This window comes from Luteipulveratus flavus (assembly GCF_029439465.1).
Classification (GTDB): Bacteria; Actinomycetota; Actinomycetes; order Actinomycetales; family Dermatophilaceae; genus Luteipulveratus; species Luteipulveratus flavus.
The window spans coordinates 71,117-86,714 of sequence record NZ_JAROAV010000052.1 but is presented as its reverse complement, the minus strand read 5'-3'; the positions used below and the strand labels follow the sequence as shown (position 1 = coordinate 86,714).

14 protein-coding genes and 1 riboswitch are annotated in these 15,598 nt (G+C 71.3%); of the genes, 12 read left to right on the top strand and 2 right to left on the bottom strand.

The features are described from left to right. Positions 1 to 41: 41 nt before the first annotated feature. Complete coding sequence (locus P4R38_RS18570) at positions 42 to 1,262, bottom strand: DUF2207 family protein (RefSeq protein WP_277193453.1); 1,221 nt, start codon at positions 1,260 to 1,262, stop codon at positions 42 to 44. Positions 1,263 to 1,300: 38 nt separating this feature from the next. Here P4R38_RS18570 and P4R38_RS18565 point away from each other — a divergent pair, with 38 nt between their 5' ends. From P4R38_RS18565 to gcvP, 12 genes are all read left to right on the top strand, one after another. Continuing rightward, positions 1,301 to 3,613 (top strand): FdhF/YdeP family oxidoreductase, encoded by a 2,313-nt coding sequence (locus P4R38_RS18565; RefSeq protein ID WP_277193452.1) that lies wholly within the window; start codon positions 1,301 to 1,303, stop codon positions 3,611 to 3,613. Further along, positions 3,613 to 4,455 carry a formate dehydrogenase accessory sulfurtransferase FdhD gene (fdhD, locus tag P4R38_RS18560; protein WP_277193451.1) on the top strand — a complete coding sequence of 281 codons (843 nt, stop codon included), beginning with the start codon at positions 3,613 to 3,615 and terminating at the stop codon, positions 4,453 to 4,455. Before P4R38_RS18565 ends, fdhD begins: the two co-directional genes overlap by 1 nt. Continuing rightward, a complete protein-coding gene (locus tag P4R38_RS18555) occupies positions 4,452 to 5,060 on the top strand; it encodes a CDP-alcohol phosphatidyltransferase family protein (protein WP_275240098.1) in 609 nt (202 codons plus the stop codon). The genes fdhD and P4R38_RS18555 overlap by 4 nt, the downstream gene beginning before the upstream one ends. Beyond that, positions 5,057 to 5,962 (top strand): DUF881 domain-containing protein, encoded by a 906-nt coding sequence (locus P4R38_RS18550; protein ID WP_277193450.1) that lies wholly within the window; start codon positions 5,057 to 5,059, stop codon positions 5,960 to 5,962. The genes P4R38_RS18555 and P4R38_RS18550 overlap by 4 nt, the downstream gene beginning before the upstream one ends. Next, positions 5,959 to 6,291: a small basic family protein gene (locus P4R38_RS18545; RefSeq protein WP_275240100.1), complete on the top strand. Its 333-nt coding sequence runs from the start codon at positions 5,959 to 5,961 to the stop codon at positions 6,289 to 6,291. The genes P4R38_RS18550 and P4R38_RS18545 overlap by 4 nt, the downstream gene beginning before the upstream one ends. Positions 6,292 to 6,296: 5 nt before the next feature. Next, a complete protein-coding gene (locus tag P4R38_RS18540; RefSeq protein WP_277193449.1) occupies positions 6,297 to 8,009 on the top strand; it encodes a DUF881 domain-containing protein in 1,713 nt (570 codons plus the stop codon). Between the two features lie 47 nt (positions 8,010 to 8,056). Then, on the top strand, positions 8,057 to 8,446 hold the full coding sequence (gcvH, locus tag P4R38_RS18535) for a glycine cleavage system protein GcvH (protein WP_275240103.1): 390 nt from the start codon (positions 8,057 to 8,059) through the stop codon (positions 8,444 to 8,446). 159 nt (positions 8,447 to 8,605) lie between these two features. Then, entirely contained in the window at positions 8,606 to 9,127 is a 522-nt protein-coding gene (locus tag P4R38_RS18530; RefSeq protein WP_275240105.1) for an FHA domain-containing protein, read from the top strand. Then, positions 9,124 to 9,816, top strand: a complete 693-nt coding sequence (gene ftsR / locus P4R38_RS18525; protein WP_275240107.1) for a transcriptional regulator FtsR — start codon at positions 9,124 to 9,126, stop codon at positions 9,814 to 9,816. Before P4R38_RS18530 ends, ftsR begins: the two co-directional genes overlap by 4 nt. A 27-nt stretch (positions 9,817 to 9,843) precedes the next feature. Beyond that, positions 9,844 to 10,341, top strand: coding sequence for a bifunctional nuclease family protein (locus P4R38_RS18520; RefSeq protein ID WP_277193448.1), 498 nt, complete (start codon positions 9,844 to 9,846; stop codon positions 10,339 to 10,341). A 201-nt stretch (positions 10,342 to 10,542) separates the two neighbouring features. Then, complete coding sequence (locus P4R38_RS18515) at positions 10,543 to 11,112, top strand: MerR family transcriptional regulator (protein ID WP_275240111.1); 570 nt, start codon at positions 10,543 to 10,545, stop codon at positions 11,110 to 11,112. A gap of 87 nt (positions 11,113 to 11,199) precedes the next feature. After that, positions 11,200 to 11,293: riboswitch (glycine riboswitch) on the top strand. A 91-nt stretch (positions 11,294 to 11,384) separates the two neighbouring features. Continuing rightward, a complete protein-coding gene (gene gcvP, locus P4R38_RS18510; protein WP_277193447.1) occupies positions 11,385 to 14,264 on the top strand; it encodes an aminomethyl-transferring glycine dehydrogenase in 2,880 nt (959 codons plus the stop codon). 91 nt (positions 14,265 to 14,355) lie between these two features. On the opposite strand, the gene P4R38_RS18505 is transcribed toward gcvP, so the two are convergent. Next, the gene (locus P4R38_RS18505; protein WP_277193446.1) at positions 14,356 to 15,573 is read right to left on the bottom strand and encodes a pyridoxal phosphate-dependent aminotransferase; all 1,218 of its coding nucleotides are present in this window, start codon (positions 15,571 to 15,573) and stop codon (positions 14,356 to 14,358) included. Between the last annotated feature and the right edge of the window lie 25 nt (positions 15,574 to 15,598).

Below are 15,598 nucleotides of genomic sequence, written 5' to 3'. Positions count from 1 at the left end.
TCACCCGAACGGGGGATGCGCGCCGCGCCGGGCGTGACGTCTCAGAAGTCGAGGCAGCCCAGCGCGTCGCACCCGTCGCAGCCGTCGAGTCCGTCGAAGAGGTCTCCGGCGGAGCCGACGAAGTCGCCGACGCCGGACACCAGGCCGTCGACGCCGTTGGTCACGCCGTCCAGGAAGCCGAAGCTGCCCGCGACGGTGTCACCGAGGCCGCCGACGCCGTCGGCGAGCGCTGAGATGTCGAAGGCGGAGCCGGCCAGGTCGGCGAGGCCGTCCACCAGCATCCAGGCGCCCGGGTCGAGCAGGGCACCGCTGGTCGCGTCCATCAGCTCGACCATCCGGTGATGGTTGAGGACCTGGGAGATGACCCTGGCCCACTGGTCGGCCAGACCGAACACCATGGCGTACGGCAGGTAGCGCGCGAACAGCCCGGCCGCCTCCTCGACCCGGATCTGACGTGCCTCGGCGGTCGCGAGGTACTGCCGGAACCCGAGCGTCTGGACCCGCACCGCGGTGCCGTCGGCGGTACGCGGCGTACGACCGCGGCCCCAGAGCGCCATGACCAGGCCCGCGAGGAGTACCCCGCTGGGCAGCGCCCACCAGTACTCCGTCACGTGGCGGCGGGAGTAGGTGTAGAGCCCGAGCGCGATGAAGCCCGCCGCAACCACGACCAGGAGACCGAGGCAGCCGAGCAGCGCGTTCCGCGAGCGCGGGTGCTTGCGGTACCACCCACGGTCGACGACCTCGCGGTAGAGGCCGATCTGCGCCTCCCGCAACGAGATGCCGAGGTCACCCTTGAGCGTGGACATCCGCTGCACGGGACCGGCCCGGAAGAGCGCGGCCAGGATCGCGCGCTCCGTCGGGGTCACTCGCTGGTCCATCGGCGGCTGCGGGCGCCGACGCAGCTCCCAGTCGTCGTCCACCCGTGCGATGTCGAACCAGCCCCGCACCGACAGGTCGACCACGAGCGAGCCGAGGTCGCGCGGGTCGGCCGAGCCGTCCACGAGGACGCCGGCGATCGCGGGGGAGACGCCCTTCGGGGGGTGGAACTGGACCGGGGTCGCACCGGACCACTCCTTGCCGCCACGGACCCGCCTGACCTTCGCCGGAGCGCCCTCGACCGGGGTCAGGCCGGGCGTGATCCCGACGTACACCTCGTCCCGGCGCCGCCGACGCATCCACAGCACCGTGACGATCGCCAGCAGCGGAAGCAGCGCCCCCGCGACGATGTAGGCGATGTCCTCGTTGGTCGCAGCCGTGTGCACCCTGTCTCCCTCCCGATGGCGCGGACATACTGGCAGGCATGCGCAGCGATGAACCGACCGGGCGGGACATTCCCGTGGACGACGACCTGAGTGTCGGGGCACCGACCTCGTACGCAGCGGGCGTCCCGGCGGTCGCTCGGGCCCTGCGGATCTCCGTGGACCAGATGGGTCCGACCCGCGCCACCCGCACCCTGCTGCGGGTGAACCAGCCCGACGGCTTCGACTGCCCGGGCTGCGCCTGGCCGGACCCCGCGCAGACGCGGCGAGCGGAGTTCTGCGAGAACGGCGCGAAGGCGGTGGCCGAGGAGGCGACCACCCGACGGGTCACCCCCGAGCTGTTCGCCCGCCACAGCATCGACGACCTGCACGAGAGCACCGACCACTGGCTCGGCTCGCAGGGACGGCTGACGACGCCGATGTACAAGGCCGCCGGCGCCGATCACTACGAGCCCGTCTCGTGGGACCGCGCGCTCGACGTGCTCGCCACGCACCTGCGCGGTCTCGACGACCCGGACGAGGCCGTCTTCTACACCTCGGGGCGGACGAGCAACGAGGCGGCGTTCGTCTACCAGCTGTTCGCGCGCGCCTTCGGGACGAACAACCTGCCCGACTGCTCGAACATGTGCCACGAGTCGTCCGGCTCGGCCCTGATCGAGACGATCGGCGTGGGCAAGGGCACCGTGTCGATCGAGGACCTCGAGCAGGCCGAGCTCATCGTCATCGCCGGCCAGAACCCCGCCACGAACCACCCGCGCATGCTCAGCACCCTCGCGACGGCCAAGGAGCGCGGTGCGGTCGTCGTCGCGATCAACCCGCTGCCCGAGGTCGGGCTCAAGGCGTTCCGGGACCCGCAGACCGTCCGGGGCGTCGTCGGCGGCGGGGTGCCGATCGCGGACGACTTCCTGCAGGTACGGCTGGGCGGCGACCAGGCGCTGTTCCAGGCGGTCGGCCATCTGCTGCTCCAGCGCCCCGACGTCCTGGACCGTGACTTCGTCGAGCGCCACACCTCCGGGTTCGACGCGTACGTGCAGGCGCGTGCCACGGTCGACTGGCCGCTGACCGAGCGCGCCACCGGGCTGTCGCGCTCGCAGATCGAGCGGCTGGCCGACCGGTTCGCCGCCTCCGGTGCGACGGTCGTCTGCTGGGCGATGGGCCTGACCCAGCACCGGCACAGCGTCCCCACCATCCGCGAGATCGTGAACCTCTTGCTGCTCCAGGGCAACATCGGTCGTCCCGGCGCAGGGGTGTGCCCGGTGCGTGGTCACTCCAACGTCCAGGGCGACCGCACGATGGGCATCTACGAGAAGCCCGCCGAACCCTTCCTCGCCGCTCTCGACGCCGAGTTCGGCATCACCGCACCTCGCGCCCACGGGTACGACGTGGTCGAGTCGATCCGCGCCTTCCGCGACCGGCGGGCCCGGGTGTTCGTCGGTATGGGCGGCAACTTCGTCCGGGCCACACCGGACAGCGCCGTCACCGAGGAGGCGCTGCGGCAGGCCGACCTGACCGTGCAGATCTCGACCAAGCTCAACGGCTCCCACGCGGTGACCGGGCGCGAGGCCCTGATCCTGCCGACGCTCGGGCGGACCGAGCGGGACGAGCAGCTGACCGGGTCGCAGCGGGTGACGGTCGAGGACTCGATGAGCATGGTGCACGCCTCCCAGGGGCGGCTGCGTCCGGCCTCGGCGGACCTGCTGAGCGAGGTCGCCATCGTCTGCGAGCTCGCCCGGCGGGTGCTGCCGGACGTAGCGATCGACTGGGCGGCGATGAGGGCCGACTACCGGACCATCCGGGCGCACGTCGCCCGGGTCGTACCCGGCTTCGAGTCGTACGAGTCCCGGATCGACCGGCCGGGTGGGTTCCGGCTGCCGAGCGGCGCGCGGGACACCCGCACCTTCGCCACGTCGACGCAGCGGGCGCGCTTCACGGTCAACCCGCTACACGTGATCGACTGCCCGCCCGGTCACCTGATCCTGCAGACCGTCCGCAGCCACGACCAGTACAACACCACGATCTACGGCCTGGACGACCACTACCGGGGCGTGCACCAGGGCAGGCGGGTCGTCTTCGTCAGCCCCGAGGACCTCACCGAGCTGGGGTACGCCGACGGCGACCACGTGGACCTGGTGTCGGTCTGGCCGTCGCCGGACGGCGGCACGCAGGAGCGCCGGGCGCCCCGCTTCCGCGTCGTCTCGTACGCGACCGCTCGCGGGTGCGCGGCGGCGTACTTCCCGGAGACCAACGTCCTCGTGCCACTCGACGCCACCGCCGAGACGAGCAACACCCCGACCTCCAAGTCGGTCGTGATCCGCCTGGAGCCCGCGACGGCGGACCGGGCGCCGGTGCGCTGATGGGACGGGTCACGACGCGCCGCCCGGTGCTGCGGATCGACCTGGACGGGGGAGAGCGGCGCCGGCCCGACACGCTGGTCGTGGAGGAGCCGCTGGAGATCCGGGTCGACGGCGAGGTCCTCACCGTCACGATGCGGATGCCCGGCCACGACGTGGAGCTGGTGCACGGGCTGCTGCGCTCCGAGGGCGTCATCGCCAGCAAGGACGACGTCACCAGCGCGCGCTACTGCGTCGGCGCGGTCCAGGACGAGCAGGGCCTGCAGGTCAACACCTACAACGTCATCGAGGTGGCCCTCCTCGGGCAGCGCGGGCTGCCCGTCTCGACGCAGCGTGGCCTGGTGATGCACAGCGGGTGCGGTCTGTGCGGAAAGACGTCCATCGACGCCATCCGGCAGAGCCTGCCGGGCCCGCTGGACCCCGACCGGGCGGGTGGCCTCGCCCCGGCGGTCCTGGTCAGGCTGCCGGACGCCCTGCGCGAGGAGCAGACGGTGTTCTCCCGTACGGGCGGGACGCACGCGGCGGGGCTGTTCACCACCGGCGGCGAGCCGGTCGTGGTCCGGGAGGACGTCGGCCGGCACAACGCCGTCGACAAGGTGCTCGGGTGGGCGGTGCTGGAGGAGATGGACGTGCGCGACCTGGTCCTGGTTGTCTCCTCCCGGGCGTCCTTCGAGATCGTCCAGAAGGCCGCCATGAGCGGGGTCGGCGTGCTGGCGACGATCTCGGCGCCGTCCGAGCTGGCGGTCGCCGCAGCGGACGAGCTCGGTATCACTCTGGCGGGGTTCGTGCGCAGGCGGTCCCTCAACGTCTACTCACACCCGCACCGCCTAGCATCGTCCCCGTGACGGAGACGGGGACCGGGGCCGCGCGCGAGCCGGTGGTGAGCGGGCGCGTGTGGACGGTGCCCAACGCGCTGTCGATGCTCCGGCTCGTGGGCGTTCCGGTCTTCCTGTGGCTCATCCTGACCGAGCACGACACCGCCGCGCTCATCGTGCTCGCGCTCTCCGGCGTCACCGACTACCTGGACGGCAAGATCGCCCGGCGGTACGGCCTGATCTCCCGCCTCGGGCAGCTGCTCGACCCGATCGCGGACCGCCTCTACATCCTCTCGACGCTGCTCGGGCTCGCCTGGCGGGACATCATCCCGTGGTGGCTCGTCGCCGTCCTGCTCTCGCGCGAGCTGTTCGTCCTGGCGCTCGGTCCGTCGTTGCGCCGTCACCAGCTGGCGATCCCGCCCGTCCACTTCGTGGGCAAGGCCGCGACGTTCAACCTGATTTACGCGTTCCCGCTGCTTCTGCTCGCCGAAGGTGGTTCGGTAGTGGCCGACATCGCCCGCCCGATGGGCTGGGCGTTCGCCTGGTGGGGCACCGGCCTCTACTGGTTGGCCGCGGTCATGTACGCCGCCCAGATCCGGGGCATGGTCAAGCACAAGAAGGCGGTCTCTGCATGAACGAGCCATCCGGCTCGAGCTCCCCACGTCGTGTCGGTTCGAGCATGTCGTTGCTCACCGACCTCATGGAGCACCCGCTCGACCCGGGCTACCAGGCCGCCGCCGACCGTCGGGCGGCATCCGGCGGCCCCGCGAGGTCCGGCGGGCTGCGCAGCCCGCTGGTGATCGTCACCTGCGTGCTGATCGGCCTGCTCCTCATCGCTGCGGCCCAGACGCTGCGCCTGCCACAGGACGCCGCCGACCGTCAGCGACAGCAGCTGGTCGACCAGATCCACGGCCAGCAGAAGGCCATCGACGGCAAGACCCGCACCATCTCCGACCTGCAGCACGAGATCAGCGACGCGCAGCGCCGGGTGCTGGACCAGGGGAGTGGGGTCAGCGTCGCCGAGCAGCTCGAGCGCGTCGAGCTCGCCTCCGGCGCGGTGGCGGTGCACGGTCCGGGCGTCAAGCTCACCCTCGACGACGCACCGTCCAACCCGGACGCCGACGAGCAGTCCAACAGCGAGGAGGAGAGCTCCATCACCTCCAGCGACCTGCAGATCCTCACCAACGGGTTCTGGCAGGCCGGCGCCGAGGCGATCTCGATCAACGGCCAGCGCCTCACGTCCACCTCGTCGATCCGCTTCGCCGGGCCGGCCATCACGATCGACTTCCGTCCGATCGCCCGCCCGTACGTCGTGTCGGCCATCGGCGAGCCCGGCGGCATGCGCAAGCGGTTCGAGGAAGGCCCCTCCGGTGACTACCTGAAGGCGCTGCCCTCCCAGATCGACATCCGCGTGAAGATGGACGACGCTGACAGGCTCAGCGTGCCGGCGTCGTCCTCGTCCGTCCTGCAGTACGCCCGCACCGCATCGACGAAGACCGCGACAGGGTCGACGTCCACCCAGAAGGAGACCCCGTGATCCCCGCCGCCGGACTCGTCATCGGACTGGTCGCCGGCCTGTTCCTCCACCCGGAGGTTCCGGTCGGGCTCCAGCCGTACCTGCCCATCGCGGTCATCGCTGCTCTCGACGCCATCTTCGGTGCGCTGCGGGCTGTCCTGGACGGCATCTTCGACGACAAGGTCTTCGTCGTCTCCTTCCTGTCCAACGTGGTCGTCGCCGCGCTCATCGTGTTCCTCGGCGACCAGCTCGGCGTCGGCTCGCAGCTGTCGACCGGTGTGGTCGTCGTGCTCGGCCTGCGCATCTTCAGCAACGTCGCCTCCATCCGTCGTCACCTCTTCAAGGCCTGATCCTCATGCCCAGCCGTAAGAAGCGCCCCCACCTGCGACGCCGTGCTCAGTCGCCGGCCGGGGCGCCGCCGTCAGCCACCGACCGCACCACCCCGCCCGCCGACGAGGCGGCCGCGGTCACCGAGCCGGGAGACGGCGAGAGCGTGCCGCCGACGACCGACGCCTCGTCGGTCGAGCCCGACGAGATGACCACGGCGCCGTCGCCCGGCACCGAGCCGTCGTCCGCCGAGCGGGCGGACGACGCCACCGACGCGGACGCGCCTGCGCAGGCTGCTGGACCGGACGACCACTCCGACCGGACGCCCGCGCCCGAACGAGCCGACGAGCGCCCGGCCGACACCGCTGAGGCGACACCGGCGGCCGAGTCGCCGGTTCCGGACTCCGACGGGGACCTCGCACCAGCGGACCGTCCCGCTGCGAGCGCGGGTCCGAGCGAGCCGGCTGAGCGATCCGGTGTCCCGTCCGAGCGACCGACCGAGTCGGCCGCTGCCGACGAGCCCGGTCCAGCCGTCGACCCCGTCCCTGGTCACGACGGTCCGGACCGGGTCGACCCCCCGGCCGGCGGTGCCGCGGACGACAAGCGAGTCGAGCCCACCTCGTCGGCGCCGAGCGACGAGGCGGTGGCGCCGGCTGTCGAGGAGCCCGCCGACGTACGTCCGGGCGCGCCCGTCACAGCGGAGGCCGAGGACGCTGACAGGACCCAGGAGGCGACGTACCCCCACCCGGCGGCACGGTCGGGGGAGCCGACGCCGGAGCACGAGCCGCAGCAGCCCCCGGACGCCCGGACGCCGGTCCGCGCCGAGCTGCCCGCCCGACCGGGCAATGGTGCGACCGCGGTCCCGTCCGCAGCGACGGCCGCCCAGCCCGCGACAGACGCGCGTGCCGACGACGTACCGCCGTCGAGACCGGAGCCCGCGGAGCCGCCTCGCGTCGAGCCGAGCGACAGAGGGCCGAGCGACACCGTGCCGGCCCGCTCGGTACCGGCCGACGAGAGCGAGCCCTCGGCCTGGGGGCGGCTCGGCCGGATGGCGATGCCCCGGCTGACCAAGGGCAACCTGCTGGCCGCCCTGCTCGCGCTGGCCCTCGGGTTCGCCACGGTGACCCAGGTGCGCCAGACCCGCACCTCGGGCCTGGAGAACCTGCGGCAGTCCGACCTGGTGTCCCTGCTCGCCAACGTCAACAACCAGTCCAGCCGCCTCGACAAGGACGTTCGTGACCTGACCCGTACCCGCGACGGCCTGAAGTCGGGGGACAACGACGGGGCCGCCCTGAGCGCCGCGCGTGACCGGCTCGCCTCGCTGGGCATCCTCGCCGGCACGGTCAAGGCCACCGGGCCGGGCATCAAGATCGTCGTCAACGACCCCGACCGGGCGATGATCGCCGCGAACCTGCTCGACACCGTTCAGGAGCTGCGCGGCGCCGGCGCCGAGGCGATCCAGATCGGGGACGCGCGCGTCGTCGCCGACAGCTGGTTCGGCACCTCGAAGGACGGCACGCTGGTCGTCGACGGCAAGCCCGTGCGGGCGCCGTACACCATCCTCGCGATCGGTGACTCGCACACCATGTCGACGGCGATGGCGATCCCCGGCGGGGTCGTCGAGCAGCTCAAACGGATCGGTGCCCACCCCACGGTTCTCGAGCTGGGCCGCGTCGAGGTGACCGCGTTGCGGGCCGTCTCGGACGCTCGTTACGCTCAGCGCGACGACCAGGGGAAATGACGCGCCTTCTCTGAACAACGAGTACCCCTGACTACCAAGGAGATTGCATGAGCGAGCTCGAGTACCCGGCTGACCTGCGCTACACCAACGATCACGAGTGGGTCGCGGACAAGGGCGACGGTGTCGTCCGCGTGGGGATCACCGCGTACGCCCAGGACGCACTCGGCGACGTCGTGTACGTCAGCCTGCCGGCCGTCGGCGACTCCGTGACCGCCGGCGACAGCTGCGGTGAGGTCGAGTCGACCAAGTCCGTCAGCGACCTGTACTCCCCGCTCGACGGCGAGGTCGTCACGGTCAACGAGGGCCTGGACGGCGCGCCCGAGCAGGTCAACACCGCCCCGTACGCCGAGGGCTGGATGTTCGAGCTGAAGCTCTCCGACCCGGCCGCGGTCGAGGCGCTCATGGACGCCGAGGCCTACCAGGCGACGCTCGGCTGAACCGCCGGCGGTGCAGCGCCCGTCCGTGCGCTCATCGCCCACCCGCATTCCGCTCTGCTGGACCGCGGGGTCCCCTAGAGTGACTCCTTGGACCACGACCGGTCATCGGCTGCTGGCGGATGACCTGCTCGACCGACGAACGACGACAGGTAGGTGGACATGTCCGACCAGGACCCGGGCGCGCAGCGGGACAACATTCCCGGGGGCGAGCGCAGCGGCCAGGTCGATCCCAGCGGCCCGCAGGGCAGCTACGCCGACGACGCGACCACGGCGAGGATCCCCAAGTTCACCGAGCCGACCAGCCCGGAGTTCGTGCCCGACGGGGAGACCCGTCTGTCCAACACCGACCAGGCCACCGTCGAGGCCCTGCGGCCCGGCACGGCGCTGCTGATCGCGCTGCGCGGCCCGAACACCGGCGCGCGCTTCCTGCTGGACGCCGACGAGGTGAGCACCGGTCGGCACCCTGACAGCGACATCTTCCTCGACGACGTCACCGTCTCCCGCCGGCACGCGGTGTTCCGCCGCACCAGTGGAGGCTTCGAGGTCCAGGACGTCGGCTCGCTCAACGGCACGTACGTCAACATGCAGCTCGTCGACTCGGCTCCGCTCCGGACCGGTGACGAGGTCATGGTCGGCAAGTTCCGCCTCGTCTACTACGGCAGCGCGCAGCCCGCGTCGTGACCTCGCCCAGCGGCCGCGGTCTGACGATCGGTGCCGTGCTGGAACGCCTCCGGTCCGACTTCCCGGACCTGACCGTCTCCAAGGTGCGCTTCCTGGACACCGAGGGCCTCGTCTCTCCGCAGCGTCGCGACTCGGGCTACCGCGAGTACTCCGAGCGCGACATCGAACGGCTCCGCTTCGTGCTGACGGCACAGCGGGACCGCTTCTGGCCGCTGCGGGTCATCCGCGACGCCCTCGATGCGTTCGACCGTGGGCTGCCGCCGGAGGAGGGTCCCTCCGGCGGGCTCCCCGCGGTGCCGCCGCCGGTGGGGGACGACGACCTGCCGTCGGCGGACGACCTGTCGACCCCGCTGCGCCGGCTGCGCCTCACCCGCGCCGAGCTCTCCGACGGAAGCGGGCTGGCCCCGTCCCAGGTCACCGAGCTGGAGACCTTCCACCTGATCACCGCCGACGCCGAGGGGTACTTCGGGGAGGCCGACCTGACGGTGGCGCGGGCGGCCGAGGCACTGGCGGCGTACGGCGTGAGCGGCCGCCACCTGCGCGCGTTCCGGCTCGCGGCCGACCGCGAGATCGGCCTCGTCGAGCAGACGGCCGGGTCCGACGGCGCCAAGCGCGCCGACGTCCTCGCGCGCTGCCTGACCCTGCACGTCGCCCTCGTACGCGCGGGCCTGCAGGAGGGCCGAACGTAGTCGCGCCGACCGGGTAGCGTGGGAGGCGTGAAAGAGGTCGACGTGATGGGTGTCCGGGTCGAGATGCCGACCAACAACCCGATCGTGCTGCTGCGCGAGCGCGGCGGTGAGCGGCACGTCCCGATCTGGATCGGTGCCCCCGAGGCCACGGCGATCGCGTACGCCCAGCAGGGCGTGACGCCGCCCCGGCCGTTGACCCACGACCTGCTGGTCGATCTGCTGACCGGGCTGGGGCACCGCCTCACCGAGGTCCGGATCACCAAGATGGAGGAGCAGGTCTTCTACGCCGAGCTCGTGGTCGACGGCAACACGCGGATCAGCTCCCGTTCCTCGGACGCCATCGCGGTCGCCCTGCGCGCTCACGTCCCGATCCTGGTGGACGAGGCGATCCTGGCCGAGGTGGGCGTGGTCGTCCCCGTCGAGGAGGAGGACGAGGTCGAGCGGTTCCGCGAGTTCCTCGACCAGGTCTCGGCCGAGGACTTCGAGGCTCCGCCGGACGAGACGAGCGGTCCGACCGACACGTGACCGGGGTACTGGACCCGACCTCACCGTCAACCTAAACTCAAGACTTGTCACGGGCGGCGCGCGACACGCCGACCGTCGGTGCCGGTGGTCGTTGACCCCGGCCGACCCCCGGAATAGCGTCATCGTGAAGTCACCTGGTCGGCATGTCGTCCTTGAACGCGGACGAGTCATTCGGAGGTTGTCGTGGGCACGACGGGCGAAGTGCGATCTGCGGAGTCGACGACTCCGGCGCCCCGGCAGGAAGCACTGTTCACCGAGGGTGTACCGGAGGCGCTGTCCGACTCGGTCGGCTACCGCGGCCCGGCCGCCTGCCGCGCGGCGGGCGTCACCTACCGCCAGCTCGACTACTGGGCCCGTACGGGCCTGCTCGAGCCGTCGGTGCGCAACCCCTCCGGCTCGGGCCACCAGCGGTTGTACAGCTTCCGCGACATCCTGGTGCTCAAGATCGTCAAGCGGTTGCTCGACACCGGCGTCTCGCTCCAGCAGATCCGTACAGCGGTGTCGGCGCTGCGCGACCGCGGTGTCTCCGACCTCGCCGGCATCACGCTGATGTCCGACGGCGCGACGGTGTACGAGTGCACCTCCGACGACGAGGTCATCGATCTCATGCGCGGCGGCCAGGGCGTGTTCGGCATCGCGGTGGGCTCGGTGTGGCGCGAGGTCGAGGGCAGCCTGGCCGAGCTGCCGAGCGAGCGTCCCGACGCAGAGGCGCCGGCACCGCACCCCGGTGACGAGCTGCGGCTGCGGCGGGAGCAGCGCAGCGCCGGATAGTGCTGGTTCGCCGGTCCCGGTGCTGCGGTGTGGGCTCGCCGTCGCGCGAGCCCACCTGGTCGCTCACTGGTAGATTGGTGGCGCCGAACACACCGGACGGGAGAGTCCTCATCAGCGACGATGGGGCGCCGAAGGAGCAAACTCCCCGGAACCTCTCAGGCGCCAGGACCGCCCGGATCAGGCATCTCTGAAGCGTTCACGTACGTGACAGAGGGGGAGACGCACCCACCCGGCCAGCAGGTCCGGGTGGCCGCCTCACCACCGGGAGTGTCATGAGCCACGTGCCGCAGCCCCAGCACCCTGACTTCGTCGCCCGTCACATCGGCCCCGCCGATGACGACGTCGCCGCCATGCTCAAGGTCGTCGGCCAGAGCAGCCTGGAGAGCCTGCTCGACCAGGCGATCCCCAGCGTCATCCGCGCGGGCGCCGCGCTCGGCCTGGAGGCAGCCGAGTCCGAGCCCGCGGTCATCCGCGAGCTGCGCGACAAGGCCTCGCGCAACACGGTGCTGACCTCGATGATCGGCCTGGGCTACTACGGCACGCACACCCCGGCGGTCGTGCGGCGCAACATCCTGGAGAACCCCGCCTGGTACACCGCGTACACGCCGTACCAGCCGGAGATTTCTCAGGGCCGTCTCGAGGCCCTGCTCAACTTCCAGACCGTGGTCAGCGACCTGACCGGTCTGGCGACCGCCGGCGCCTCCCTGCTGGACGAGTCGACCGCGGTGGCCGAGGCCATGACGCTGATGCGCCGCGGCAGCAAGGTCGCCAAGGACGCCGTCCTGGTGCTGGACGCCCAGCTGATGCCGCAGTCGATCGCCGTGACCCGCACGCGCGCCGTGCCGCTCGGCATCGAGGTGGTCGTGGCCGACCTGACGACCGTGTCGGACGCCGCCGCGCTGCGCGCGCTGGCCGGCGACCGCGACGTCTTCGGTGTCGTGGTGCAGTACCCGGGCGCCGACGGCTCGATCCGCGACTGGCGAGGCCTCGCGGATGCTGCGCACGAGGGTGGTGCTCTGGTGACCGCCGCTGCGGACCTGCTGGCGCTGACCATGCTCACCCCGCCCGCCGAGTGGGGCGCCGACATCGCCGTCGGCACCACCCAGCGCTTCGGCGTGCCCATGGGCTTCGGCGGCCCGCACGCCGGCTACATGAGCGTGCGCTCCGGCCTGGAGCGCACCATGCCGGGCCGACTGGTGGGCGTCAGCGTCGACGCGGACGGGGCGCCGGCGTACCGCCTGGCGCTGCAGACCCGCGAGCAGCACATCCGGCGGGAGAAGGCGACCTCGAACATCTGCACCGCCCAGGTGCTGCTGGCCGTGATGGCCTCCATGTACGCCGTGTGGCACGGCCCGGACGGCCTGACCCGGATCGCCCGGGCGACGCACGCCAAGGCGGTCGCTCTGGCGGACTCGCTGCACGCTGCCGGTGTCGAGACGACGGCCGACCATTTCTTCGACACCCTGACGGCCGTGGTGCCCGGCCGTGCGGACGCCGTGGTCGAGGCCGCCGTCGCGCACGGGGTCAACATCTTCCGGGTCGATGCCGACCACGTGTCGCTGAGCGTCGACGAGACGACGACCGCCGAGGACCTGCACGCCGTCGCCTCGGCGTTCGGCGTGAACATCCCGACCCTGGGCGACGGTGAGCCGAACTGGCCGACCGTGCTGCGTCGTACGGGGGAGTTCCTCACCCACCCGGTGTTCCACGCCCACCGCAGCGAGACGTCCATGCTGCGCTACCTGCGGGCGCTGTCCGACCGTGACTACGCGCTCGACCGCGGCATGATCCCGCTCGGCTCGTGCACGATGAAGCTCAACGCCACCACCGAGATGGAGTCGATCACCTGGCCGGAGTTCGCGAACCTGCACCCGTTCGCGCCGGCCGACCAGACCGTCGGCATCCGCGAGCTGATCAGCGACCTGGAGGGCTGGCTGTGCAAGATCACCGGCTACGACTCGGTGTCACTGCAGCCGAACGCCGGCTCGCAGGGTGAGTTCGCCGGTCTGCTCGCGATCCACGCCTACCACCAGGCGAACGGCGAGGCACACCGCAACATCTGCCTGATCCCCGCGTCCGCGCACGGCACGAACGCCGCCAGCGCGGTCATGGCCGGTCTGAAGGTCGTCGTCGTCAAGACCGCGCCGACCGGTGAGGTCGACCTGGAGGACCTGAAGCAGAAGCTGAAGGAGCACGGCGAGAGCCTCGCCGCGATCATGGTGACCTACCCCTCGACGCACGGCGTCTTCGAGGACACGATCACCGAGCTCTGCTCGCTCGTGCACGAGGCCGGCGGTCAGGTGTACGTCGACGGTGCGAACCTCAACGCGCTCGTCGGGCTCGCGCAGCCCGGGGAGTTCGGCGGCGACGTCTCCCACCTGAACCTGCACAAGACGTTCTGCATCCCGCACGGCGGTGGCGGCCCGGGGGTCGGTCCGGTCGCGGTGCGGGCTCACCTGGCCCCGTACCTGCCGAACCACCCGCTGTCCGACGAGGCCGGTCCGGCCACCGGTGTCGGCCCGATCTCGGCCGCTCCGTTCGGGTCGGCGTCGATCCTGCCGATCTCCTGGGCGTACGTGCGTCTGATGGGTGGTGCCGGGCTCACCGAGGCGACGCAGACGGCCATCCTGTCGGCGAACTACGTGGCCGCCCGGCTGCGCGAGCACTTCCCGGTGCTCTACGCCGGCGAGAACGGCCTGGTCGCCCACGAGTGCATCCTGGACCTGCGCGGCATCACCAAGGACACCGGCGTGACCGTCGACGACGTCGCCAAGCGGCTCATCGACTACGGGTTCCACGCGCCGACGATGTCGTTCCCGGTGGCGGGCACGCTCATGGTCGAGCCCACCGAGAGCGAGGACTTGCACGAGCTGGACCGCTTCTGCGAGGCGATGATCGCGATCCGCGGTGAGATCCAGGCCGTGGCCGACGGTGCCGTCCCGGTCGCGGACAGCGTCCTGCGGCATGCCCCGCACACCGCGGTGTCGCTGACGCAGGACTGGGACCACCCGTACACCCGCGCGGAGGCCGCCTACCCCGCCGGGGTGGACCCGCTGCGCAAGTACTGGGCGCCGGTGCGCCGGATCGACGGCGCGTTCGGTGATCGCAACCTGATCTGCTCCTGCCCCTCGCCTGAGGCGTTCGAGGACTGAGGCGGTCATGACCTGCTGACCGTGCAGGAGGCCGGAGGCACCCATCGGTGCCTCCGGCCTCCTCGCGTCGGCGCCCGACCAGCGCGTGGACTCAGGTGCGCAGCGTGGCGAGGTGCTCGGCGATCCGGCCGATGGCCTCGGTGAGCATCTCCACGTCCGGGAGGGTCACCAGCCGGAAGTGGTCGGGCTCGGGCCAGTTGAAGCCGGTGCCGTGCGTGACCAGCAACTTCTTGGACCGCAGCAGTCCGAGGACGAACTCCTCGTCGTCCCGGATGCCGTACACCTCGGGGTCCAGCCGGGGGAAGCAGTACAACGCCCCCTGCGGCCGGACGCAGCTCACCCCGGGGATGTCGTTGAGCAGCTTGTACGCGGTCATGCTCTGCTCGTAGAACCGACCACCGGGGACGATGAGGTCGTCGATCGACTGGTAGCCGCCGAGCGCGGTCTGGATGGCGTGCTGAGCCGGCACGTTGGCGCACATCCGCATGTTGGCCAGCAGAGTCAGGCCCTCAAGGAAGTCGGCCGCCAGATGCTTCGGCCCGGAGATCATCAGCCAGCCGGCCCGGTAGCCGCACACGCGGTACGCCTTCGACAGACCGCTGAACGTCAGGCACAGCACGTCGTCACCCGCGAAGGTCGCGGTGTGGTGGTGCTGGAGCTCGTCGAACACGATCTTCTCGTAGATCTCGTCGCTGAAGACGACCAGGTCGTGCCGTCGTGCGAGGTCCACGAGGTCGCGGACCAGCTGCTCGGAGTAGACGGCGCCGGTCGGGTTGTTCGGGTTGATGATCACGATCGCCTGGGTGGCCGCGGTGATCTTGGACTCGATGTCCTCCAGGTCGGGCTGCCAGCCGTTGCTCTCGTCGCACAGGTAGTGCACCGGGGTGCCACCCGACAGCGTCACCGCTCCGGTCCACAGCGGGTAGTCCGGCGCGGGGACGAGGATCTCGTTCCCGTCGTCCACGAACGCCTGCAGCACCATCGTGATGAGCTCGGAGACGCCGTTGCCGATGAACACGTCGTCGACGGCCGTGTCGCGCAGGCCTCGTCCCTGGTAGTACTGCGCGACGGCGGTCCGGGCCGAGTAGATGCCCTGTGAGTCGGAGTACCCCTGGGCGTCCGGCAGGTGATGGACCATGTCGGCGACGATCGCGTCGGGTGCCTCGAAGCCGAACGGAGCGGGGTTGCCGATGTTCAGCTTGAGGACCCGGTGGCCCTCGGCCTCGAGCCGCTGGGCCTCGACGAGGATCGGCCCCCGGACGTCGTACCGGACGTTCTTCAGCTTGTCGGACTGACGGATCTGGCGCACGTGGTCAGCCTGGCACAGCCGTCGT